At 72.7% G+C, this 21497-nt stretch carries 25 protein-coding genes; 12 read left to right on the top strand and 13 right to left on the bottom strand.

Annotation, left to right across the window (positions count from 1 at the left end; genetic code table 11):
• Positions 1-40 precede the first annotated feature (40 nt).
• Positions 41-523, top strand: a complete 483-nt coding sequence (locus VYL96_RS01505) for a PaaI family thioesterase (protein WP_243699676.1) — start codon at positions 41-43, stop codon at positions 521-523.
• Between the two features lie 40 nt (positions 524-563).
• On the opposite strand, the gene serS is transcribed toward VYL96_RS01505, so the two are convergent.
• Positions 564-1826 carry a serine--tRNA ligase gene (gene serS, locus VYL96_RS01500; RefSeq protein WP_007631882.1) on the bottom strand — a complete coding sequence of 421 codons (1263 nt, stop codon included), beginning with the start codon at positions 1824-1826 and terminating at the stop codon, positions 564-566.
• Between the two features lie 67 nt (positions 1827-1893).
• Positions 1894-2337, bottom strand: coding sequence for an ankyrin repeat domain-containing protein (locus VYL96_RS01495; RefSeq protein ID WP_061227868.1), 444 nt, complete (start codon positions 2335-2337; stop codon positions 1894-1896).
• 47 nt (positions 2338-2384) lie between these two features.
• Here VYL96_RS01495 and VYL96_RS01490 point away from each other — a divergent pair, with 47 nt between their 5' ends.
• Together VYL96_RS01490 and VYL96_RS01485 are read left to right on the top strand one after the other, a co-directional pair.
• Entirely contained in the window at positions 2385-3506 is a 1122-nt protein-coding gene (locus tag VYL96_RS01490; RefSeq protein ID WP_243699677.1) for a septum formation family protein, read from the top strand.
• Positions 3503-3853 (top strand): metallopeptidase family protein, encoded by a 351-nt coding sequence (locus VYL96_RS01485; RefSeq protein ID WP_061227867.1) that lies wholly within the window; start codon positions 3503-3505, stop codon positions 3851-3853. Before VYL96_RS01490 ends, VYL96_RS01485 begins: the two co-directional genes overlap by 4 nt.
• 43 nt (positions 3854-3896) lie before the next feature.
• Here VYL96_RS01485 and VYL96_RS01480 read toward each other — a convergent pair whose 3' ends face one another.
• The 3 genes from VYL96_RS01480 to VYL96_RS01470 are packed head-to-tail and all read right to left on the bottom strand — an operon-like array spanning position 3897 to position 6018.
• Entirely contained in the window at positions 3897-4529 is a 633-nt protein-coding gene (locus tag VYL96_RS01480) for a histidine phosphatase family protein (RefSeq protein WP_061227866.1), read from the bottom strand.
• Complete coding sequence (gene pheA / locus VYL96_RS01475; RefSeq protein WP_061227865.1) at positions 4526-5458, bottom strand: prephenate dehydratase; 933 nt, start codon at positions 5456-5458, stop codon at positions 4526-4528. Before pheA ends, VYL96_RS01480 begins: the two co-directional genes overlap by 4 nt.
• A 14-nt stretch (positions 5459-5472) precedes the next feature.
• On the bottom strand, positions 5473-6018 hold the full coding sequence (locus VYL96_RS01470; RefSeq protein ID WP_061227864.1) for a hypothetical protein: 546 nt from the start codon (positions 6016-6018) through the stop codon (positions 5473-5475).
• A 42-nt stretch (positions 6019-6060) separates the two neighbouring features.
• Between VYL96_RS01470 and VYL96_RS01465 the strand changes: the two genes are divergently transcribed.
• From VYL96_RS01465 to VYL96_RS01455, 3 genes are all read left to right on the top strand, one after another.
• Positions 6061-6753, top strand: a complete 693-nt coding sequence (locus VYL96_RS01465; protein WP_061227863.1) for an APA family fibronectin-binding glycoprotein — start codon at positions 6061-6063, stop codon at positions 6751-6753.
• Positions 6750-7601: a CPBP family intramembrane glutamic endopeptidase gene (locus tag VYL96_RS01460; protein WP_061914207.1), complete on the top strand. Its 852-nt coding sequence runs from the start codon at positions 6750-6752 to the stop codon at positions 7599-7601. The genes VYL96_RS01465 and VYL96_RS01460 overlap by 4 nt, the downstream gene beginning before the upstream one ends.
• Positions 7602-7665: 64 nt before the next feature.
• Positions 7666-9192 carry an LCP family protein gene (locus tag VYL96_RS01455; RefSeq protein WP_232303000.1) on the top strand — a complete coding sequence of 509 codons (1527 nt, stop codon included), beginning with the start codon at positions 7666-7668 and terminating at the stop codon, positions 9190-9192.
• Between the two features lie 12 nt (positions 9193-9204).
• Here VYL96_RS01455 and VYL96_RS01450 read toward each other — a convergent pair whose 3' ends face one another.
• The 4 genes from VYL96_RS01450 to VYL96_RS01435 form a co-directional block, all read right to left on the bottom strand.
• Complete coding sequence (locus VYL96_RS01450; protein WP_061914267.1) at positions 9205-10101, bottom strand: DUF8176 domain-containing protein; 897 nt, start codon at positions 10099-10101, stop codon at positions 9205-9207.
• 121 nt (positions 10102-10222) lie between these two features.
• Positions 10223-11131, bottom strand: a complete 909-nt coding sequence (locus VYL96_RS01445; RefSeq protein ID WP_070719670.1) for a DUF5926 family protein — start codon at positions 11129-11131, stop codon at positions 10223-10225.
• A 71-nt stretch (positions 11132-11202) separates the two neighbouring features.
• Positions 11203-12090: a glycerophosphodiester phosphodiesterase family protein gene (locus VYL96_RS01440; RefSeq protein ID WP_061227860.1), complete on the bottom strand. Its 888-nt coding sequence runs from the start codon at positions 12088-12090 to the stop codon at positions 11203-11205.
• Positions 12091-12093: 3 nt separating this feature from the next.
• A complete protein-coding gene (locus VYL96_RS01435) occupies positions 12094-12936 on the bottom strand; it encodes a DUF4328 domain-containing protein (RefSeq protein ID WP_232303001.1) in 843 nt (280 codons plus the stop codon).
• A gap of 105 nt (positions 12937-13041) precedes the next feature.
• Here VYL96_RS01435 and VYL96_RS01430 point away from each other — a divergent pair, with 105 nt between their 5' ends.
• Positions 13042-13413 carry a DUF488 domain-containing protein gene (locus VYL96_RS01430; protein WP_243699678.1) on the top strand — a complete coding sequence of 124 codons (372 nt, stop codon included), beginning with the start codon at positions 13042-13044 and terminating at the stop codon, positions 13411-13413.
• A gap of 245 nt (positions 13414-13658) precedes the next feature.
• On the top strand, positions 13659-13862 hold the full coding sequence (locus VYL96_RS01425; protein ID WP_063972317.1) for a cold-shock protein: 204 nt from the start codon (positions 13659-13661) through the stop codon (positions 13860-13862).
• 380 nt (positions 13863-14242) lie between these two features.
• Here the strand turns inward: VYL96_RS01425 and msrA are convergent, their stop codons facing one another.
• The gene (msrA, locus tag VYL96_RS01420) at positions 14243-14920 is read right to left on the bottom strand and encodes a peptide-methionine (S)-S-oxide reductase MsrA (protein ID WP_043567392.1); all 678 of its coding nucleotides are present in this window, start codon (positions 14918-14920) and stop codon (positions 14243-14245) included.
• Between the two features lie 104 nt (positions 14921-15024).
• Here msrA and VYL96_RS01415 point away from each other — a divergent pair, with 104 nt between their 5' ends.
• Entirely contained in the window at positions 15025-15198 is a 174-nt protein-coding gene (locus VYL96_RS01415) for a hypothetical protein (RefSeq protein ID WP_165001081.1), read from the top strand.
• 39 nt (positions 15199-15237) lie between these two features.
• On the opposite strand, the gene VYL96_RS01410 is transcribed toward VYL96_RS01415, so the two are convergent.
• Complete coding sequence (locus VYL96_RS01410; protein ID WP_007629667.1) at positions 15238-15693, bottom strand: NUDIX hydrolase; 456 nt, start codon at positions 15691-15693, stop codon at positions 15238-15240.
• Positions 15694-15853: 160 nt separating this feature from the next.
• Between VYL96_RS01410 and VYL96_RS01405 the strand changes: the two genes are divergently transcribed.
• The 3 genes from VYL96_RS01405 to VYL96_RS01395 all read left to right on the top strand — a co-directional run bounded on the left by VYL96_RS01405 (position 15854) and on the right by VYL96_RS01395 (position 19611).
• On the top strand, positions 15854-16456 hold the full coding sequence (locus VYL96_RS01405; protein WP_007629669.1) for a superoxide dismutase: 603 nt from the start codon (positions 15854-15856) through the stop codon (positions 16454-16456).
• Positions 16457-16699: 243 nt separating this feature from the next.
• A complete protein-coding gene (locus VYL96_RS01400; protein WP_131885722.1) occupies positions 16700-18781 on the top strand; it encodes a neutral/alkaline ceramidase in 2082 nt (693 codons plus the stop codon).
• 62 nt (positions 18782-18843) lie between these two features.
• Positions 18844-19611 (top strand): SDR family NAD(P)-dependent oxidoreductase, encoded by a 768-nt coding sequence (locus VYL96_RS01395; protein ID WP_131885723.1) that lies wholly within the window; start codon positions 18844-18846, stop codon positions 19609-19611.
• A gap of 133 nt (positions 19612-19744) precedes the next feature.
• Here VYL96_RS01395 and VYL96_RS01390 read toward each other — a convergent pair whose 3' ends face one another.
• Entirely contained in the window at positions 19745-20476 is a 732-nt protein-coding gene (locus VYL96_RS01390) for a hypothetical protein (protein WP_131885724.1), read from the bottom strand.
• A gap of 348 nt (positions 20477-20824) precedes the next feature.
• Positions 20825-21376: a hypothetical protein gene (locus VYL96_RS01385; protein ID WP_131885725.1), complete on the bottom strand. Its 552-nt coding sequence runs from the start codon at positions 21374-21376 to the stop codon at positions 20825-20827.
• Positions 21377-21497: the final 121 nt, after the last annotated feature.

Below are 21497 nucleotides of genomic sequence, written 5' to 3'. Positions count from 1 at the left end.
CGGGGTGGACCACGACGCCCCCTTCGATTCGGTCGATCCCGTGACGCGCAGCCGTCACTACTCCTGGCCCCCGCTCCCGGACGCCGCGGATCGCTCGCCGCACGCCGGTCTCGACGCTCTGCGGGCGATCATCGCCGGGGAGCGCCACCTCTCCCCCGGCGCCTACTCGCTCGGGGTCCGGCTGACCGCCGCCGAGGAGGGCGCGGTGACCATGACGGCCGAGCCCGCGGAGTGGGCGCTGAACAACGGCGGCACGGTCCACGGCGGGATCGTCTCCGGCTGGGTGGACTCGGCGCTCGGCTACGCCACCGCGACCGTCGTCGAGCCTGGCACCGGGTACAGCACGCTGGACCTCACCGTCCGCTACATCCGGGCGCTGCGCCTGGATAAGACCCCGGCCACGATCCGCGCGGAGGTCGAGCACGCCGGCCGGTCGACGTGCGTGGTCCAGGTGCGGGTCACTGACACCGACGGCCGCACGTGCGCCAGCGCGAGCGGTGTGATGATGCTGTTCCGCCCGTGACGGTCCGGACAACGACGACGACGACGAGGTCGGCGATCCCTCAGCGGATCGGCTCGAGCACGTCCTTTCCGACAAACGGCCGCAGCGCCTCGGGCACGACGACCGACCCGTCGGCCTGCTGGTGGTTCTCGAGGATCGCCACGAGCCACCGCGTGGTGGCCAGCGTGCCGTTGAGGGTGGCGGCGGTCTGCGTCCGGCCCTCGTCGTCGCGGTAGCGCACCCCGAGCCGGCGGGCCTGGAACGTCGTGCAGTTGGACGTCGACGTGAGCTCCCGGTAGGTCCCCTGCGTGGGCACCCACGCCTCGCAGTCGTACTTACGCGCGGCCGAGGAGCCGAGGTCGCCGCCGGCGATGTCGATGACGCGGAACGGCAGGCCCATGGCCTCGAGCATCTCCTTCTCGAAGCCCAGCAGGCGCTTGTGCTCCTCGTGCGCCTCCTCGGGCTTGCACCAGGAGAACATCTCGACCTTGTCGAACTGGTGGACGCGGATGATGCCGCGGGTGTCCTTGCCGTGGCTGCCGGCCTCGCGGCGGAAGCACGAGGACCAGCCGCAGTAGCGCTTGGGACCGGCGGAGAGGTCGAGGATCTCGCCCTGGTGGTAGCCGGCCAACGCGACCTCGGAGGTGCCGACCAGGTAGAGGTCGTCGTCCTCGAGCCGGTAGACCTCGTCGGCGTGCTGGCCGAGGAACCCGGTGCCCTGCATGATCTCGGGCCGCACGAGCACGGGCGGGATCATCATGGTGAAGCCGTTGGCGGTGGCCTTCTGCGCGGCGAGCTGCAGCATGCCCAGCTGGAGCAGGGCGCCGTAGCCGGTGAGGAAGTAGAAGCGGGCGCCGGAGACCTTCGCGCCCCGCTCCATGTCGAGCAGCCCGAGGCTCTCGCCCAGCTCGAGGTGGTCCTTGGGCTCGAAGTCGAAGGTGGGGATCTCGCCGATCCGCTCGATCTCCACGAAGTCGTCCTCGCCGCCGGCGGGCGTGCCCTCCTCGACGACGTTCGACAGCAGACGCTGGAGCCGGTCGACCTCGGCCGCCGCGGCCTTCTCGGCCTCCTCGGCGTCCTTGACCGCCTGCTTGAGGGCGCCCGCGGCCTCGAGCAGCGCCGGGCGCTCCTCGGGCGAGGCCTTACCGACCTTCTTGCCGTGGGCCTTCTGCTCGGCGCGGGCGGAGTCCGCGGCCGCGATGGAGGAGCGGCGGGCCTCGTCGGCGGCCAGCAGCTGGTCGACCAGCGACGGATCCTCGCCACGGGTGCGCTGGGAGTCGCGGACGAGGTCGGGGTTCTCGCGGAGCAGCTTGAGATCGATCACGCATCTCAGCCTAGCGGCCCGCGCGAATCCTCCCAGCGGCCAGTCGCGGCCGGGCGCCGCGGCCCCCTCAGACGCCGAACAGTTCCAGGAAGGCGTCCTTCTCGAACATGCGCGCGGTGTCGACGGCCGTGGGCGTGCCGCCGTACGGGTCGGCCCCGGCTTCGTAGAGCACGCGGACGACCTCGCCGTACCCCTTGAAGACCGCGCCGGCCAGCGGGGTCTGACCCCGGTCGTTGGCGCGGTCGACCTCGGCACCCCGCTCGAGCAGTGCGCGGACGGTGTCCGGGTGGCCGTTGTAGGCGGCGAGCATGAGCAGGGCGTCGCCCCGCTCGTTGGTCAGGTCAGGGCTCACGCCGGCGTCGACATACGCCGCGAGCCGTTCCGTCTCGCCGTCCCGGGCCAGCTGGAACAGCATCTGGGCGAACTCGAGGACCTCCGGGTCCACACCCTCCCGTGGCGAGCGCACGTCACCGTCCGCGCCGGGTCGCTCGTCGTGGTTCTGTCCGCTCATGCTCCGAATCCTATCGGGACGGCGCGGTTGCGGCATCATGGAAGGCGATGACCACTACCACCCGATCGTCACGCCGTGGTCGGACCCTGCCCCGCACGCGGGGCGCGGTCATGGCCTCCCTCCTCGCGATCCTGTCCGGCGGGGCGGTCACCGGCGCGCTCATGGCCTCGGCGATCAACGACCCGAACTCGTCGAGCGCCGGGCGGATCGCGGCGGTCGTCCCGCAGGTCGACCCGCGGACCCTGTCGGGTCCGGCGTACGCCAACGCCGCCCCGGGCACCTGCCTGACCTGGTCCATCGACGCCGCGGACCGCGTGGCCTCCTTCGACACGGTCGACTGCGCCGAGCCCCACCGGTTCGAGGTGGCGGGGCGGATCGACCTGTCCGAGGTCCCCGGGTTCGGCGAGGGGACCCCGCTCCCGGACAGCGACGACCTGGCCCCGGTGGGCACGGACCGGTGCCTGCCGCTGATCTCCCGGTACGCGGGCGGCCGCGAGGTCGATCCGCAGGGCCGCTTCACCGGACTGGTGGTGCCGCCGTCCGAGGAGGGCTGGGCCAAGGGCGACCGCAGTGTCCTGTGCGGGATCGCGGCCGCCGAGCTCGACGGCCGGTCCGCCCTGTCCACGGGCACGTTCGCCGAGGCGGACCAGCACCGCCGCTGGGAGCCGGGGACGTGCCTGGGATTCACCGCCGAGGGCCTGCCCGGCGCACCGGTGCCGTGCTCGGACGACCACTCGATCGAGATCGTCGCCGACGTCGACGTGACGGGGACCTTCCCCGAGGGGCCGGTCCCGCCGGATCCGCGGCAGCAGTCCGAGCTCACCGCCGACGCCTGCCGAGAGGCCGGCATCGCCTATCTCGGCGACCCCGAGACGCTGCGCCGCACGACGCTCATCTCGACGCTGGTCAATCCCATCTCCGAGATCTCGTGGCGCACGGGCAGTCGCACCGTCAACTGCGGACTGATGAGGGCCGCCGAGCCCGGGCCGTTCGCGGTGCTGCGCGGCTCCGCGCGGCAGGGTGTGCTCATCGACGGGAACACCCCGGTCGCGCCCACCACCACAGAGATCCCGCCGCCCGGCCAGCAGCCCGGTGGCGACACCGGCGCCACGACCGACACCGGCCAGGGCACGGTCGCCGTCCCGGTGCCCGGCGGCGGGGCGCCGTGACCATCCGGGTCGACGAGGCGCGGTTCGAGGAGCTGGTCGACGACGCGCTGGACTCGGTACCGGACGCGCTGTTCGAGGCCATGGACAACGTGGTGGTGCTCATCGCCGACCGGAATCCGGACGAGCCCGGCCTGTTGGGTCTCTACGAGGGCGTCGCACTGACCGAGCGGGACACCACCTACTCCGGGTTCCTGCCCGACACCATCACGATCTACCGGGGCGCGCTGTGTGACTTCTGCTCGACCGAGGAGGAGTTGGTCCACGAGGTGGCGGTGACGGTGATCCACGAGATCGCCCACCATTTCGGGATCGGCGAGGAGACCCTGCACGCCCTCGGCTGGGGCTGAGCGGAGCAGCCGACGCGCGGCCGCGGGAGCCACTCCGCAGCCGTCAGTACCCGGGCCGCCCCAGGTGGTCGCCCCACCGCTCGCACGCCCAGCCGCCGCCGTCCGGGGCCAGCTCGATGACGCCGCAGTTGGGGATCCGGTTGTCGAGCGCCCACTGCGAGGGCACGGCCCCGGCGAACACGGCGATCATCCGCATGAGCGTGCCGTGGACGACGAGCACCACGTCGACGGCGTTGTCGAGGTAGGACTCGCGTAGCTCGGCGATGAGCGGCATGGCGCGCCGCCGCACGTCGAGCGCGCTCTCGCCGCCGGGGAGCCGGGAGTCCAGCTCGCCGTTCTCGAGCCAGTCGCGGACCACCCGGTTGTAGGCCAGCAGCGCGTCGGGCCCGGTCTGCATCTCGTACTCGCCGGCCTGCACCTCATGGACACCGGGCACGGCCTGGGTGGGCAGGCCCATCTCCCCGGCGATGAGGCCGGCGGTCTCGCGGGCGCGGGCGGCCTCCGAGCTCAGGATGACCGAGGGGCGGATGCCCGACCCGGCGAGCTCCTCACCCACCAGCCGCGCCTGCTCGCGGCCGAGGTCGGTCAGTGGGGCGCCGGGCAACGCGGTGTCGAGGGCGCCGGCGACGTTGGAAGGGGTCTGCCCGTGGCGGACGAGGTGGAGTCGGGCGCTCACCCCGCGCCCTCCCCTCGACGCAGTCCGTCGATCCAGCGCAGCGCCTCGGCGCGGTCGGGCGGCGGCGCGCCGGCCTCGCCGCCGTCGGCGACGGGCCACGACCCGAGGAAGCGCAGGTCGGAGGTGCGGTGGCGCAGCGCGACGAGCGCCTCGGACACCGCGGGGTCGTCGATGTGACCGACGAGGTCCACGTGGAACAGGTAGGTGAACCGCTCGACGCGGGTGGGTCGGGAACCGATGCGGGTGAGGTCGATGTCGCGGATCGACAGCTCGGTCAGCGCCTGGACGAGCGCGTTGGGCTGGTGCGGCAGGCCGAACACGACGCTGGTGCGGTCGCTGCCCGTGCGCGGCGGCGGCGGGGCCGGCCGGCCGGCCAGGACGAAGCGGGTGCGGGCGCCGCCGACGTCGGCGACGCGCTCGGCCAGAGGGACCAGCCCGTTGATCTCGCCGGCGCGGGCGGGCGCCGCGGTGGCGTCGGCGGTGCCCGCGGCGACCTCCTCGGCGCCGGCGGCGGTGGAGGACGTGGTCTCGATGTGCGCCTGCGGCAGGTGGACGCCCACCCACCGACGGACCTGGGCGGCGGCGACAGGGTGGGTCCGCAGCACGCGCACGTCGGCGGCGGCGGTACCGGGCCGCACGAGGATGGAGAACGCCACGTCGAGTTCGGTCTCGGCGAAGATCTGGAGCCGCTCCCCCACGGCGAGCGCGTCGCCGGTGGGGTTGACGGTGCCGTCGACGGAGTTCTCGAACGGGACGCACGCGTAGTCGGCGGCGCCCGAACGGACCATGGCCAGCGCCTCGTCGGGGGTGGGGGCCGGGACGGCCTCGGCGTCGGCGAGCAAGTCGGAGGTCCGCGCGTCCGCGCGGAGCCGGTGCAGGGCGGCGTCGGTGAAGGTGCCGGGCGGGCCGAGGTAGGCGACGGTGACCACGACGACGAGACTAGTCAGCGACGGTCGGGATCGGCGGACGCGAGGTCCGCGGACACGGCGTCGACCCGCCCGTCGGGCACGAGGGTGCACGTCACGACATCACGGATGGCCTCCCGGGCCGATCGCGACAGGCCCAGGATGCGGGCCGGGTCCGGCGCGGCGATCGCGGCGCGCACGTCCGCCCCGGTCATCGCGGCCACGGCGCCCGCGAGCAGCGCCCACACCTGGTCCGCGTCGGCGCACCGGGGCACGAGGCCCGAGCCGAAGCCGACCCCGGAGTGCGCGGCCACGGCGAGCAGGTCCGCGAGGTGGTCGGCGGCGGGACCGGGACCGGTCAGGCCGCGCGCGACGTCGACGATCGCGGGGGTGTCTGCGGCGAGCACCGCGGACACCTCCTCCAACGGCGGGAGGCCGAGGTCGGCGGCGGGCGCGACCACGACCGGGGCGGGGGCCGACCAGCGGGCGAGCGTGCCCGCCAGGGTGGCCTCGTCGGCCACGAGGTCCTCCAGGAGGTCGGGCCGCGAGGGACCCCGACTCAGCAGTTCGAGCGACACCGTCATGCACTCAGGTGTACACCCCGCCCGTTGCTACGCTGACGACCGATGGGTACCGACGACGCCCCCGTGCCCGAATACGCGGCCGACTACTCCCCCGCCCCGGATGACGCGCCGGACGCCTCCCACCTCACCCCGGAGGAGAAACGCGGCCCGCGGACCGTGCATGTCGCGCTCGGACTCCTGGCGTTTCTGCTGATCGTCGCGGTGGCCACCAATCCCGCCTCGGTGCTGCCGAGGGACTCGACGCTGCACGGGGAGCACCACCTCGACGTGGACTCGGGGCTGGAGCTCGCCGTGCCCGTGGGATGGCGCGTGGTGAGCGACGCGGAGCTCGGATCGCTGCAGATCGTGCCCGTCGGGACGGGGCACGCGCTGGAGACCCGCATCCTCGCGGGCGCCCTCGAACCCGGTATCGCCGCCGCCGCGATCGCCGACGACCAGGGGGCGGCGACCGCGCTCGCCGAGACCATCCAGCTCTACATCCTGGGCGTGTCCGGCATCCGCGACGAGCGGCGGGTCACACGCGTGGACAACGAGGCCGGCACGGGCGCCGCCGTCTCCTACGTGGTGGTGCCCGACGAGTTCGCCGACCTCGACTCCGGCGGGCTCGTCTACACCGCCGTGTTCGGCTCGGAGGGGCGGCGGTGGTGGGTGGCGTACGTGACGACCGCGCAACAGTCCGCCCCCGGCGTCAAGTGGATGGACGGGATCGTCGACAGCGTCCGGCTCGCCGAGTGAGCGGGTCCTCGCACTCCGCGTCCGACGCCGGACGGGTCCGTCGCGCACTCTCCCCCCGCGCCGCGGTCGCCCGGTACGCCTCCCGGTTCGACCCGGTCACCGACCCGCGCGTCCGCCGGCTGCTGGTGGCCGAGCTCGTCATCGTCCTGGCCGTCACCTTCGGCCTGTCCGGCGCCTACGCCGTCCTCGACCTGGTCTCCGCACTGCTCGCGCCGGCCGACCTCGCCGACCAGACCGCCGCACTCAACGTCTCCCGCTCGGAACATCCGTGGCTCGACCTGGCCTACCAGGCGCTCGGCGTGCTGCGGTTGCTCGCGTGGGCCCTGCTGCCGCTGGTGCTGCTCGCGCACTCCGGGATCCGCGCGCGGGCGCTCGGTCTCGTGCGCGACAGGCCCGGGCGGCAGGTGGCGTGGGCGCTCGCCCTGACCGCGGTGATCGGCGTGCCCGGCCTGGCGCTGTACCTGGGGGCCGTCGCCGCCGGGTTCAATCTGCAGGTCGCGGCGTCCGGATTGGGCGAGACGTGGTGGCGGCCGGTCGTGCTGGTGCTGTCCGCGGCGGGCAACGGCGCAGCCGAGGAGATCCTCGTCGTGGGCTACCTGCTCGTGCGGCTGCGGCAGCTCGGCGTGCCGCCGTGGCTGGCGCTGGCCGCCAGCGCCCTGCTGCGCGGGTCGTACCACCTCTACCAGGGTTTCGGCGGCGGGCTGGGCAATCTCGCGATGGGCGTGGTGTTCGCGCTGTGGTGGATGCGGACCCGCCGGCTGTGGCCGTTGGTGCTGGCGCACACGCTGCTGGACGTGATCGCGTTCCTCGGCTACGCGCTGCTGGCGCCGCACGTGTCGTGGTTGTGACACTGGTCCCGCCGGCGCGACGGGACCAGCCGACCTCGCCGGCGGGCAAGTAGAGTCCGATCCCATGACCGACGACCCCAGGCGCCGGCACCTCACCCCCGAGGAGGCCGCCGAGCTCCGGCGACGCGCCCGCGAGCGACGCGGCTACGCCGACCCCGGTGCGCCGCGCGATCCGGCGGCCCGCCCGGGTTCGGCCGGTCGCGATCCCGGCGCCCGGCGCGATCCGGCGGCCCGTCGTGACCAGTCCGCCCGGCGTGATCCGGCGGCGTCCCGCGATGCCGCGGCGCGGCGGGACCCGGGCGCGAGGGCCGCCGACGCCGGCCGTGAGCATCCGCTCGGTCGCACCGGCTACCAGCCGCGGCAGGAGCCCCAACCGCTGACGCCCGAGGAACGGGCCCGCTACCTGCGGGAGGACCCGCGCGATCCCCGCGACCCGCGCGATCCCCGCGACCCACGCGACCCACGCGATCCCCGCGATCCGCGCGATCCGCGACGGTCTTCTCGGGCGCGCGCCGGCGGGCGCGACCCCTATCGACAGGCGACCGACCGTCGCGGCGGGCGGCCTGATCGTCGTTCCGCGCGGGCGGCCTCGGCCGCCCGACCCCGCCGGCGCCCGGGCCGGGCTCCCCTGTGGCGGCGGATCGGGCCGCTGCGCATTGTCGGCCTCGTGCTGGTCCTCGTGCTCACGTTGGGTGTGGTCACGGCCCTGTGGGCGGACTCGAAGCTGCAACGGATTGACGCGCTCACCGACTACCCGGGGCGGGGCGGCAACACGCCCGGCACCGTGACCCTGCTCGTGGGCACCGACTCCCGCGAGGGGCTCACCCCCGAGCAGCAGGCGCAGCTGTCGACCGGGTCCGAGTCCGACGCCGGCGGCAAGCGGACCGACACGATGATGCTCGTCTACACCCCGCGCGGCGGCGACCGCACGATGCTCATCTCGCTGCCCCGCGACCTGCTCGTGACCATCCCCGGTTACGGCGAGAACAAGCTCAACGCGGCCTACACGTTCGGTGGACCGCCGCTGCTCACCCAGACGCTCGAGCAGCAGACGGGCGTGCGGATCGACCACTACGCGGAGATCGGATTCGGCGGCTTCGCCGGGATCGTCGACGCCGTGGGCGGAGTGGACATCTGCATCGAGGAGCCCATCGTCGACCCGCTCGCCGGCCTCGATCTGGCCGCCGGATGCCAGACGCTCGCCGGACCGCAGGCCCTGGGATTCGTCCGCACCCGCTACGGGTTCGCCGAGCAGGACCTCCAGCGGGTGCGTAACCAGCGGCAGTTCCTCGGCGCGCTCATGCGCAAGACCCTGTCCCCCGGGAACCTGCTCAACCCGTTCACCGCGGTGCCGCTGCTGAACTCCGGCGCCGAGGCCGTCACCGTCGACACCGGCGACCACATCTGGACCCTCGCGCGGGTCATGTGGCGTCTCAGCGACGACCCGCTGACCGTGACCGCCCCCCACGACGGGATGGCGTCGGGATCGGTGGGCTCGTATCTGACGTGGGGCCCCACCACCACGGGGTTCTTCGAGGCGGTCGCCGCCGGGCGGACCCCCGGCCCGGAGTACATCGACGCCGGGCCCTGATCGGCCGCGCGCTCAGCCGGCCGGGGTGATGGAGACGATCCCCCACGTGCCGTCGGGGTTCTCGGCGAGTCGCACGCGCTGACGGATCAGGACCGGATCGGCCTCCGGCGGGTACTCGGTGAGGTCGACCTCGAGCAGCGTGGGCGACAGCTCCCGCGCCTCCACGCAGTGGGTGGTGCCCTCGGGGACCCGCTCGACGCCCTCGACGCGCAGCTGCTCCTCGGTCATCCGACTGGACGGCGAGACCGCCTCGAACGCCTTCGCCGCCGACCGCTCCACGTAGTAGGCGTGGTCGAACGCCAGGACCGCGCCGGCGGGCGTGTCGAGCGATCCGGGCCCAGCGCCGACCACGCGGCCGGGCTCCGAGACCTCGGTGCACCCTGTGACCGCCTCCTCGGAGGGACTGACGGCCCCGCGGGTCACGACGAATCCGAGCACCGCGGACCCGCCCAGCACCGCCACACCGGCGGCGACCAGCAGGGCGATCCGCACCGGACGGCGGTCGAGCACCACGGGCGACCGCGGCGGCTCGTCGACCGGCCGGGGCACCTCCGTCGCGATGGAGCCCAGCGGGAGGCTCGACAGGTCGTCGACGTCGACGCCCGCCGTCCGGGCGGGCCCTGATCCCGCAGAGGCGGGTGCGCCTGCACCCGCACCCGCACCCGCACCCGCGCCCGCACCCGCACCGAGCGTGATCCGGGTCGGTGGGGCCTCACGCGCGGGCTCGTCAGCGCGGCCGCCGGCCCGCGACGCACCCGCACCGTCGGCCACACCCGCAGACCGGTCGACCGCGGGCACGCCCGGGAGCGAGGAGTCCGGGCCGGGCCCGGTCCGCAGCCACGGCGGGACCGTCACCTCGGGGAGACGGGGCGACTCGTCGTCGTCCCCCCTGGTCGGTCGGTCGGCCACGCGCCCCACTCCCTCGGATCGTCCCGGGTCGACACATCGCGTCGTGGGCGACCCTCGACGTCGCCCGAAGGGATCCTAGAACGCACGGCGCCCCGTCGGGGGTCCGTGCCGCGCGGACCTTCTAGCGGAGGGTCACCTGCCGGGCGCGCAGCCCGTCGCGGGACGACCGCTCCTCGGAGGTGAGCGGGGCGTCGTTCGCGAGCGCCTCGCGCAGCCGCGCGTCGAGCTCCTGCAGACCCGGCGCCCATTCCTGGTGGTGCATCTCGCGGTCCAGGTCGAACACCGGCACCAGCAGCCCGTGCGTGCGGAAGGACCCGGCGAAACGGGATCCCTCGCCCAGGTGCAACCCACCGGCCGCGTGGACCCGGGCCAGCGCCTCGAACAGCGCGTCCTCGTCCTCGGGCCGGACCCAGCGGATGTGTGCCTTCTCGCCGGCGTCGACCCACCACGCGGCCTCGATGCCGTCCGCCTCCACGCGGGCCGAGGGCATCATGACCTCATTGGCGTTGCGGACCGCCTGCTCGATCTCGGGGGCGACCTGCACGCCCTCGGCCACCCACCAGGAGAAGTCGTCGTGCACGACGATCTCCAGCGGGGCGTCCTTCACCACGACGTCCGCCAGCGACGGCGTCGACCCGGTCGGGTGCGACGAGGTGAGCGTCTCCCCGCCGCCGGCGCGGCCCGCCCAGTCGATCGCGAACGCCAGATCGGCCGCCGGATCGGGGCCGTGGACCTGCACCTGCAGGCCGACCATCGCCTCGCCGCCGAGTTCATCGTCGCGGACGAGCGCCGCTATCGCGCCGGGCAGGACCGTCGCCAACGTCACCTCGCGGTCGCCCCCGACCGTGGTCAGCTTCGCCGTGGCCGACGGCACGAACTCGCGCATCGCCACCATGTCGCACTCACCGGCGAACCCGGCGAACGGCCGCGGCTCGACGCTCAGTTCCTCCCGCTCGGCCGCGCGTGCGGCGATCTTGGCCTGGCGGTTTCCGCCGGCCTTGGGCTCGTTGTGCCTATTCCGTCTACCCACGAGCACCACGATACGGTGCGACTTCGTCAGGTGCCCGCCGGACCGGCGAGTCGGCCGGTCGGTGCCGGCCCCTATGCCCCCGGATCACCCGGCAGGCCCCGCGTCGCCTCACTCGGCACGCCGGCGCCGGCCCCGTCCGCGGGCCCCTCGGTCGGCGGCGTCGCGCCGTCGAGGACGGTCAGCGCCCGCGCCGGCACGTTGGTGCCCACCCAGTCCACGCCGAGGTCGCGACACAGGAGGAGATCGGCGGGGTCGTCGACGGTCCAGCAGTACGTCCCCATGCCCCGTGACCGCCAGTACTCGACCAGCCACGGCCGGGCGCGCAGCGCGCTGATGCTCGGCCCCATCAGTTGGGCGCCGAACCCCTCGGCGGGCCAGGACTTGAAGACGTTGCGCCGTTCGCGCAGCTGCACGGTCGGCACGTCCGGCGCCAGCTGCCGGAACCGGCGGACGGCGGAGACGGAGAAGCTCATCATCACTGCGCGTGACTCGGCGAAGGACGCGGCCCGGTCCAGCCCGAAGTACTGGAGTTCGTCGCGCAGCGCGGTCTCGACGCGCCCGCCGGTGGGCACGGGGTGCTTGGTCTCGAGGAACAGGCGGACGCGGGGATACGCCTCGGCCATCACGAGGAAACTGCGCAGGGTCATGACCGGCTCCGGCCTGCGGTGGACCGGGTGCCAGGAGCCCACGTCGAGGGCCGCGACCTGGTCGAGGGTGGCGGAGTGGACCCACAGGTCCCTGTCACCGACGCGGGTGGTGCGCGGGTCGTGGAGCAGCACCGGGACGCCGTCGGCGGTGAGGCGGATGTCCACCTCGAGCGCCTCGGCGCCCTGGTCGAGGGCCTGCTGGTAGGCGACGCGGGTGAGTTCGGGATATTCGGCCGAGGCGCCGCGGTGGGCGACGACGCCGCTTCGGGTGGAGACGGGTGAGGGCAGGTGGGTGGTCGCGGGGACCGTCACGTCTCACTCCTTCCGGGTCGCGGACGCCTCCACGATCCCCGCCGGGAGGAACCTGCGGGTGAACCGCGGGGAAGGGTCGGTGAAACTCCGCATGACGGACCGGGTCTCGCGGGCGGTCCACACGGCGGCGAGGGCGGCCAGGGCGGTGAGCAGGACGGTGTCGGCGGCGGCCTGGGAGCCCTCGCCGCTGCCGCGCCACAGCGCCAGGGCGACGGCCAGGGCGTTGACGCCCCACGCCGCCCACCAGCGCCTCAGGTCGGATCGGGAGGGGGCTCGGTCCGACGCCCGGCGCAGTTCCTCCAGGTAGACGGGTAGGCGGAAGAAGTTGACGACGACGAGGAGAGCCCCAGCCCACAGGCCCGCCCGTGACCGCGGATCCGGGACCGGCGCGTAGGCCCGTCGTCGGGTCTCCACGAGCCAGGCGGTCGCGGTGATGGCAGCGGCGACGCCCACGGCGATGGCGACGATCCCGGTCACCCAGACGAGCGCGGTGGTGACGGCCTCGATCCACCACGGCGCGAGCCGGTCGGCGTACCAGGCGAGTGCGGCGTAGCGCAGGCCGTGGGCGACGGCGGTCGCGGCGAACCAGGCGCCGGCGGCGCGCATGATGCCGGGGGCGGCCGAGGCGAGGCGGGCCGGCCGGGGCGCGGCGGGCGGCTCGAGTCGGTGCGGGATCGCGACCGGGGGCAGGCCCCACCTCGGGGTGGCCGGATAGGCGGGTGTCCGCGGGCCCCACGCGGGTCCGGTGCGGTAGCGCGGCAGGGGCGGTCGCGGGGTCGGTACTGGCGACCGCCACGGCGGGTGCGCGACCCAGCGCCACTGCCCCTGCCGCCGCGGTGTGGTCATGGCGACCATGCTGGCACAGCCCGGGTGGCGCGGGCGCGCGGTGCAGGTGGCCCGGTCTCGCGTCCGCGGATGGCGCGGGCGCGCGGTGTGGCACATGCTGGGGTCATGTCCGTGAGCTGTGTGCGCGTCCACGATCTCGTCTCAGGCCGCGCCGATCCCGGGGACGCGTACGTGGTGCTCGTGGACCGGCTGTGGCCGCGGGGCGTGCGCAAGGACGCGTTCCGCCACGACGAGTGGTGTACCGACGTGGCGCCGTCGACCGAGCTGCGGCGCGAGTTCCACGGCGGCGATCTGGACTTCGCCGACTTCGCCGAGCGGTACCGCGCCGAGTTGGCCCGCCCTTCCGCGGCCGGGGCTGTGGAGCGCCTCGTCGCGCGGGCGACCGACGGGGACCTGGTGCTGGCGTACGCGTCGCGGGACACCGAGCACACTCACGCAGCGGTCCTGGCGGACGTCGTCCTCGCCTCCGCGGACTGAGCGCCTCGAGCGGTCCGGCGGGGACGCCACCCGCAGTTCATGTATCCGTCATCACAGAGGGGGTGACGGACCGTGCCGTCGTGTGTATGGTCTTTCTCAGTAGTTGAAATCGTTCGTTGTATTTCTGTAGATCCACCGCCCTTGCGAGAGGGCAGTGCGGCACCGCAGGGAAACACACAGCACGCTCTCTGCTGCAGCACCCGGTACTCCGACAAGCGGAGCACCGACTCTCGAAAGGCATCAATATGGCTACCGGCACCGTGAAGTGGTTCAACGCTGACAAGGGCTTCGGCTTCATCGCCCCCGACGACGGCTCGGCCGACGTCTTCGCCCACTTCTCCGCCATCAACGGCTCGGGCTACCGCTCGCTCGAGGAGAACCAGCAGGTCTCCTTCGACGTCGCGCAGGGCGCCAAGGGCCTGCAGGCGGAGAACATCACCCCGCTGTGATCTGACGTCAGACTGATCTGACGTTCTCTCAGACTGCACGAGAGGGCCCCGTAGGAGAAATCCTGCGGGGCCCTCTCGCATGTCCGGGCCCGCGCACAGCCGCTCCCGGCGATGGCGTCTCGCTCCCCTGCCTGGCGTCTCGCTCCCGCAGCCCACGCACAGCCGCTCCCGGCGATGGCGCCTCGCTCTTCTGCCTGGCGTCTCGCTCCCGCGGCCCCCGCACAGCCGCTCCCGGCGATGGCGTCTCGCGCGCACCGAAGAGCGGGCGAGACGCCTTCGCGAGGGGCGGCTGCGTTCGGGGCTACGGCTGCGAAGGCCGCGACGCCTGCGGAGGTCGTGGGTCGCGGCGTCCGCGGAGGCCGGAGCCGCGACGGCCGCGATCAGATGGGGCAGGCGACCCCGCTGCGCACGTGGCAGTCGTAGCCACCGGGATTCTTGACCAGGTACTGCTGGTGGTAGTCCTCGGCGTAGGCGTACTTTCCGGAGCGGACCTCGTCGAGCATTCCGATCTCCGTGGTCAGCGGCCCGTAGCCCGCGGCGTCGAGCTCCTTCTGGTAGCCCTCGGCGATGCGGCGCGCCGCCTCCAGCTGCTCCGGCGTGGTCGTGTAGATCGCCGAGCGGTACTGGGTGCCCATGTCGTTGCCCTGACGCATCCCCTGAGTGGGGTCATGCCATTCGAAGAACTCCGCGAGCAGCTTCTCCACGGGCAGCACCGCGGGATCGAAGACCACGAGAACCGCCTCGGTGTGGCCGGTCAATCCCGTACACGTCTCCTCGTAGGTCGGGTTGGGCGTCCACCCACCGGCGTAGACGGCCGCCGTGGTCCAGACGCCGTCGAGCTGCCAGAGCACCTTCTCCGCACCCCAGAAACAGCCCATACCCAGCACGATCGACTCGTGCCCCTCCGGGAACGGCGGCACCATCGGATTGCCCGTGACGATGTTCTTCGGCGCCACGGCCACCGGTTCCGCCCGGCCCGGCAGCGCCGAGTCGGCGTCGACGACCTCGGTCGCCCGTCGCATCGCGGATTGTCTGATCGCGTCCTGTAGCCAGCCCATGTAGCCAGGGTAACCGCGTCGCGGGATCGAGATCCGGACGTGATGTGACCGATCCCATAGTCCGCGTTACAGTGGTCGCCAGTACGACCGAGGGGGATCTGGACGTGACCGCCACACAGCCTGCAGTCCAACGACTTCGCGCCATCTTCGACGCCGATCAGCCGCAGCCGTTCGAGGGGACCGGCTGTAGCGATCACGTCCGCCGCCGCAATATCGCGGTGCCCGTCGCGCTCGCCGTCATCCTTCTGGTCGTGCTCATCGCCCTGCTCGTCCTCTGACCGGCCAGCGCGCGGTCGGGGCCCCGGCACGCGGCGAGGTCAGCTCGCCGACGGGTCTCCGAGGCGCTCGCGCGCGACCCGCACCAGCAGCGGCGCCCACGGCGCGCAGTCGTCCTCGGGCAGGGCCGCGATCTCCCTCAGTTCGCCCACCGTCACCCACCGTGCCTCGGCGATCTCGGCCCGCGGCTCGGGATCGCCGTCCATCCGGGCGGAGAACACCTCAGAGACCAGCAGGAACCCGGGCTCGTTGGCGGTGGCCGTGTCGAACCGGCCGAGCGACTCCAACGCGTCAGGCGTGAGGGGCACACCCAGCTCCTCGTCGATCTCCCGCACCGCGCACTCGAGCGGCGACTCCCCCGTCTCCCACTTGCCTCCCGGCAGCATGAAGCGGTCCGTGCCGACCTTGCGCACCGTCACCACGGCGCCGTCGGGCCGACTCAGGATGACGGCCGAGACCGAGATGGTGCGCACGGCCGCCGTATCGGAGTGATCCACGGTTCTGATCATGGCAGGACACCGCAGCCGCCCGCGAGCCCACCGCGGCGCCGGACGACGCGCTCGCCCGCAGATCACTATGGTGGAGACGGACGCCGTGACAGGCGCCACGGGTCGACCCCGCGCGCTGCCCGTCACCCAACTGAAAGGACACTCCACTATGGCCGAGTACGTTCTTCCCGATCTCGACTACGACTACGGCGCTCTCGAGCCGCACATCTCCGGCGAGATCATGGAGCTGCACCACTCCAAGCACCACGCCACTTACGTGAAGGGCGCCAACGACGCCCTCGAGCAGCTCGCCGCGGCCCGCGAGGACGGCAGCATCTCCGGCAAGGCCCCGCTGCTGAGCAAGAACCTGGCCTTCCACCTCGGTGGCCACACGAACCACTCCATCTTCTGGAAGAACCTCTCGCCGGAGGGTGGCGACCGCCCCGAGGGTGAGCTCGCCGCCGCGATCGACGCCGAGTTCGGCTCGTTCGACAAGTTCCAGGCGCACTTCAACGCCGTCGCGACCACCCTGCAGGGCTCCGGCTGGTCCGTCCTCGGCTGGGACCACATCGGCCAGCGCATGGTCATCCAGCAGCTCACCGACCAGCAGGGCAACATCTCGGTGAACATCACCCCGCTGCTCATGCTGGACATGTGGGAGCACGCCTTCTACCTCCAGTACAAGAACGTCAAGGCCGACTACGTCAAGGCCTTCTGGAACGTCGTCAACTGGAAGGACGTGGCCGAGCGCTACGCCGCCGCCAAGGGCTGACGGAATCGGACCCTTCACGGCTCTCCTGAGCTGACAGCGGCCCGGGTGGGGATCACCCCGCCCGGGCCGCGTGCTGTCCACCGCCGGGGTCCGCAGCCGCGGAACCGTCCGGGCCCCGGGACGTGGAACGGGTCTGGCCCCGGGACCGCACCCGGACGGTCGTCCGAGACGCTACTGTGACTCACGCAACCGCCCCGGCGTCCGCCGCGGCGGCGCACCCGCGCGAGAAGTGAGGTCCCTTCGGTGTCCAACGGCGAGCGACAGGTCGACCACTCCCAGACCGGCGGTTCGACCGGCATGAGTCGCCGCACCGTCCTGGGCGGAGCCGCCGCCCTCGGCGGGATCGCGGCCCTGCAGTCGGCCCTGCCCGCCGTCGCCTCAGCGCAGTCCACGGCCCTGTACGTCGGCCGCGGCATCGGGGACATGACCGGAGAGCCGCTGGGCGCGGGCATGAACGGGTACGCGGACACCGAGCAGCTCTCCGTCGGGCTGCACCTGCGGCAGAGGGCGCGCGCCTTCGTCTTCGCCGACTCGCCGTCGTCGCCCCGGTTCCTCCACGTCACCGCCGAGATCGGCCTGATCTTCCAGTCGATCCAACAGGAGGTCCTCCGGCGCCTGGCGGCGGAGTTCGGCGGCACCTACCACGAGGGCAACGTGGTCATCACCGCCACGCACACCCACGTCGCCCCGGGCGGTACCTCCGGCCACCCGATGGTCGACCTGTCGATGCTCGGCTTCCGCCCGGTCACGTTCGAGGCCAACGTCGCCGGCATCGTCGACGCCGTCCGGATGGCGCATCACGACCTCGCCCCCTCGGAGGTCGGCGTCACCACCGGCACCCTCCACGACGCCGGCGTCCAGCGTTCCCGCGGCTCGTTCGAGCGCGACACCCCGGAGGAGCGCGCCCACTTCCCCCAGGGGATCGACCCGCGGTCGCAGTCGCTGCAGATCACCCGCGGCGGCCAACTGGTGGGCGTGCTCAACTGGTTCGCCACCCACGCCACGTCCATGACGTCGCACAACCGCATCGCCTCCTCGGACAACAAGGGGTACGCCGCCTGGCGCTGGGAGCGGGAGGTCGCGGGCCAGGACTACGTCGCCGGCGGGACCCCCGCTCTCGTCACCGCATTCGCACAGACCAACCCCGGAGACGTCAGCCCCAACCTGGACCGCGAACCCGGCCGCGGGCCGACGCCCGACGAGTGGCTCAACACCCGCATCAACGGCGAACGACAGTTCGCGGCCGCCCGCGACCAGGTGGGCAGGGACGTGCGCCCGCTCGGCGGCGGAATCGACGTGCGCCATGTGTGGGTCGACATGTCCGCCGTCGAGGTGGGCCCTCAGTTCACCGGCGACGGGCGCACCCACCGCACCGCCGTCGCCGCACTCGGCGCGTCGTTCGCCTCGGGCAGCCAGGAGGACGGCGGTGGCGGGGACGAACTGCCCTTCGCCGAGGGCGACCGTGGCGGCAACCCGGCGGTCAAGGCCCTCACCGACGTCGTGATCCCGGCGTGGCTGCGCGAGGCCCACGCGCCCAAGGACGTCCTGCTCCCCGTGGGGCTCGTGCCGCACGCCGTCCAGCGCGTGTACCCGTTCCACCTCGTGCGCCTGGGCGGCCACCACCTGTTCACGCTGGGCTTCGAGCCCACCGTGGTGGCGGGTCTGCGGCTGCGGCGCACGCTCGCGGTCGAACTGGGCGTGGCGGAGGACCACGTGACCGTCCAGGGGTACTCCAACGCGTACGGCCACTACGTGACCACGCCCGAGGAGTACTCGGCCCAGAACTACGAGGGCGGCGCGACGATCTTCGGCCCGTGGACCCTGCCCGCGATCCAGCAGATCGCCGCCGACCTGGCCCGCTCGATGCGGGCGGGCACGCCGCTGGATCCCGGCACCTCCGAGCGCGACCTCACCGGCCAGATCCCCGCCTCGCCGCTCGGCAACCCGCTCGTGGACACCCCGGCGCCACTACGGAACTTCGGCGACGTCCTGGACCAGCCGCTGCCGGAGTACCGGGTCGGACAGCGCGTCCTGGTGCGGTTCTGCGGCACCCACCCCAACTCCGACCTGCGCCGCGGCGACACCTACCTGGCGATCGAACGCCGCGACGGCGGGCGGTGGGTGCGGGTCCACGACGACGGCGACTGGTCCACGATGATCGTTTTTGAGGGTCTGCTCACCGTCACCAACGCGCTCATCACATGGGACATCCCGCCGGGCACCCCGGCCGGCGAATACCGGGTCGTGTACACCGCGTCGGGCCGCGGGCTCGACGGTCGCCTGTTCCCGGTCCGGGGGGAGAGCCGGGCCTTCGCCGTCCGCTGAGGCGTTGTCTGGGACACTGGGAACCGACATTCGTTGCAGTTCCTAGTGAAAGGACAACGCCCGTGGACATCAAGGGTGCTTCCGTCATCGTCACCGGTGCCGCCTCCGGCCTGGGTAACGCCACCGCGCGTTCCTTCGCCGAGAAGGACGCCGTCGTCTTCGGCCTCGACCTCCAGCAGTCGATCGACAAGGCCGTCGAGCAGGGCATCGATGAGGGCATCACCCTCATCGCCGCCGATGTGACCAACGAGGACGACGTCAAGGCCGCCGTCGCCCGCGCCACCGAGGCCGCCCCGCTGCGCGTCGTCGTCAACTGCGCCGGCATCGCGCCGGCCGCCCGCATCGTCTCCAAGAAGGGCGTCCACGCGCTCGACCTGTTCGAGACCTGCATCTCCGTGAACCTCGTGGGCACCTTCAACGTGCTGCGGCTGGCCGCCGAGGCTATGTCCACGCAGGACACCGTCGACGAGGACGGTCAGCGCGGTGTCATCATCAACACGGCGTCCGTCGCCGCGTACGAGGGCCAGGTCGGCCAGATCGCGTACGCCGCCTCGAAGGGTGGCGTCTACTCGATGGGCATCTGTGCCGCCCGCGACCTCGCGCAGTTCGGCATCCGGGTCAACACCATCGCCCCGGGCACCATCGAGACCCCGATGCTCAAGGGCCTGACCGAGGAGTTCCAGAAGTCGCTCGAGGCCGCGATCCCGTTCCCGTCGCGCCTCGGCCGCCCGTCGGACTACGCGCAGCTGGCCAACGCGATCGTCGAGCACGACTACCTCAACGGCGAGTCGATCCGCATGGACGGCGCCCTGCGCATGGCGCCACGCTAGTCAGCGCGCCGCGCACGGCAGCGCGGCGCTCCCCCTCGAGCGCCGCGCTGGATTGCGCCGCGCTGCAGCGTCGCAGACGACCGAGGCCCGCCCCCCTGATCGGGGGCGGGCCTCGGTGCTGTTCGAGCCGGTGTCAGCCGCGACCGTTGTCGATGGCGGGGCCCGGAGCCGGGGCCGGAGCCGGGGCCGGAGCGGCACCCTGGGCCGGGGCCCACGGCAGCGGCGGCAGCGGCGGGAGGGCGATGCCGGCGGCGGTGAGCGCGGCGTGGATCTCCGGCGCGAAGTAGATGCCCGCACCGATGGCGGCGACGGAACCCAGCCCCAGGGTGGCGGGAACGAGCGAGCCGGTGCCGCCGGGGAGCGAGCCGGCACCGAGGGATCCCTCCATCGAACCGAGAACGGTGGTGGCTCCCTCGCCGATGCCGAGCGAGCCCGCGATAGGAGCGTAGATCGGGGCCAGCGAACCGGTGGTGGGCTCCCCCAGAAGCGAATCAGTGGTGGTGATGGAGCCCGTGCCGGGTGCCGGGCTGAGCGAGTTGACGCCGGAGGAGGCGATCGCCTCGGACAAGGAGCCCGAGAGCGAGCCGGTGGTCGGCTCGCCGATCAGGGAACCCTCGGTATCGAGGGAGCCGTTGCCGGTGGCATCGCCGTCCAGGATAAGCGAGCCCAGGTCCTCCGGGACCGAACCGTTGCCGGCCGAGTCGCCGGAGCCCTCACTGCCGGAGCTCAGCTCGCCTGAGCCGCCGGTCAGGCTGCCGGCGTCCAGGCTGCCCTCGCTCTGCGCGTTGGCGACGCCGGTGGCGCCCGAGATGGCCAGAGCGGTGGCGGCAGCGACGGCGGCCACCTTGCGAGTCGTGAACGTCATTTCTTCGTCTCCTCGTGTGGAATAGGTTCCCAGGCGCGGAGGCTCGTGGCCGAACCACCCCGGGCGGGGTTTGACGGCGTCAAAACAGTGTTATGGAGAAACCGCTCCGACCGCCCTACCCGCACTCTATCGGTGCACTCAGGACGTCAACGGAGAAAACTTAGTTAATTATTAGTTATAATCTGGCCCGAGAACTATTCTCGGCCTGCGATTCTGGCCTCGTCCGGGCGGGTCCGGTCACGCTTCTTCCCGTGATTACACCACCGCCGATGCCTCGAGGCCCACCCCCGGCGTCGGGAGCGGGCCTCGAGAGCGGAAACAGTACGGGGCGGAGGAGGCCCCGGAGGATCAGAACTGGGGCAGCGGCGGCAGCACGATTCCCGCGTCCGTCAGAGCCTGCTCGATCTGCGGCGCGAAGTAGATTCCCGCCCCGATGACAGCGGCGGAGCCGCCGATCAGCAGCACCGGCCCGAGCGAACCGGATCCTCCGAGCGAATCCGTACCGCCATCGGAGCCGATGACGATTGCCGGACCCCCATCGGAGCCCAGTGCGTCACCGACCGACGCCACGGCCGGCACCAGGGAGCCTGAGGTGGGCTCGCCGAGGAGGGAACCGGTGGTGTCCACGGAGCCGGTACCCGGCGCGGGACTCACGGCGTCGGAACCCGCTGCCGCGTTGACCGAGCCCACGCCCTGCGACACGACCGGGGCGAGGCTGCCGAAGGTCGGCTCGCCGAGCAATGCGGAGCCCGAGGTGTCGATCGATCCGGGGCCGACCTCCCCCGTCCCCTCCTCGGCCGAGCCGAGGGCGGAGGACTGAGCGTGTGCCAGACCCACTCCGCCGGTCAGGGCGAGAGCAGAGACGGCGAGGGCTGCAGCGGCGCGGATGTGACTCGTCATGGGTCAGTATTCCTTTCGGGAGGGATGCGCCGGCACTCCGGCGATATTTAACAATTCTAATCATTCCGCCGAGAACACACTGCGCGGCCACCGCGAAATGCCCGCGCATGAGGGGTCCAAA

The organism is Dietzia maris, from assembly GCF_036287335.1.
Taxonomy (GTDB): Bacteria; Actinomycetota; Actinomycetes; order Mycobacteriales; family Mycobacteriaceae; genus Dietzia; species Dietzia cinnamea.
This window is presented reverse-complemented; position numbering and strand designations above follow the sequence as displayed.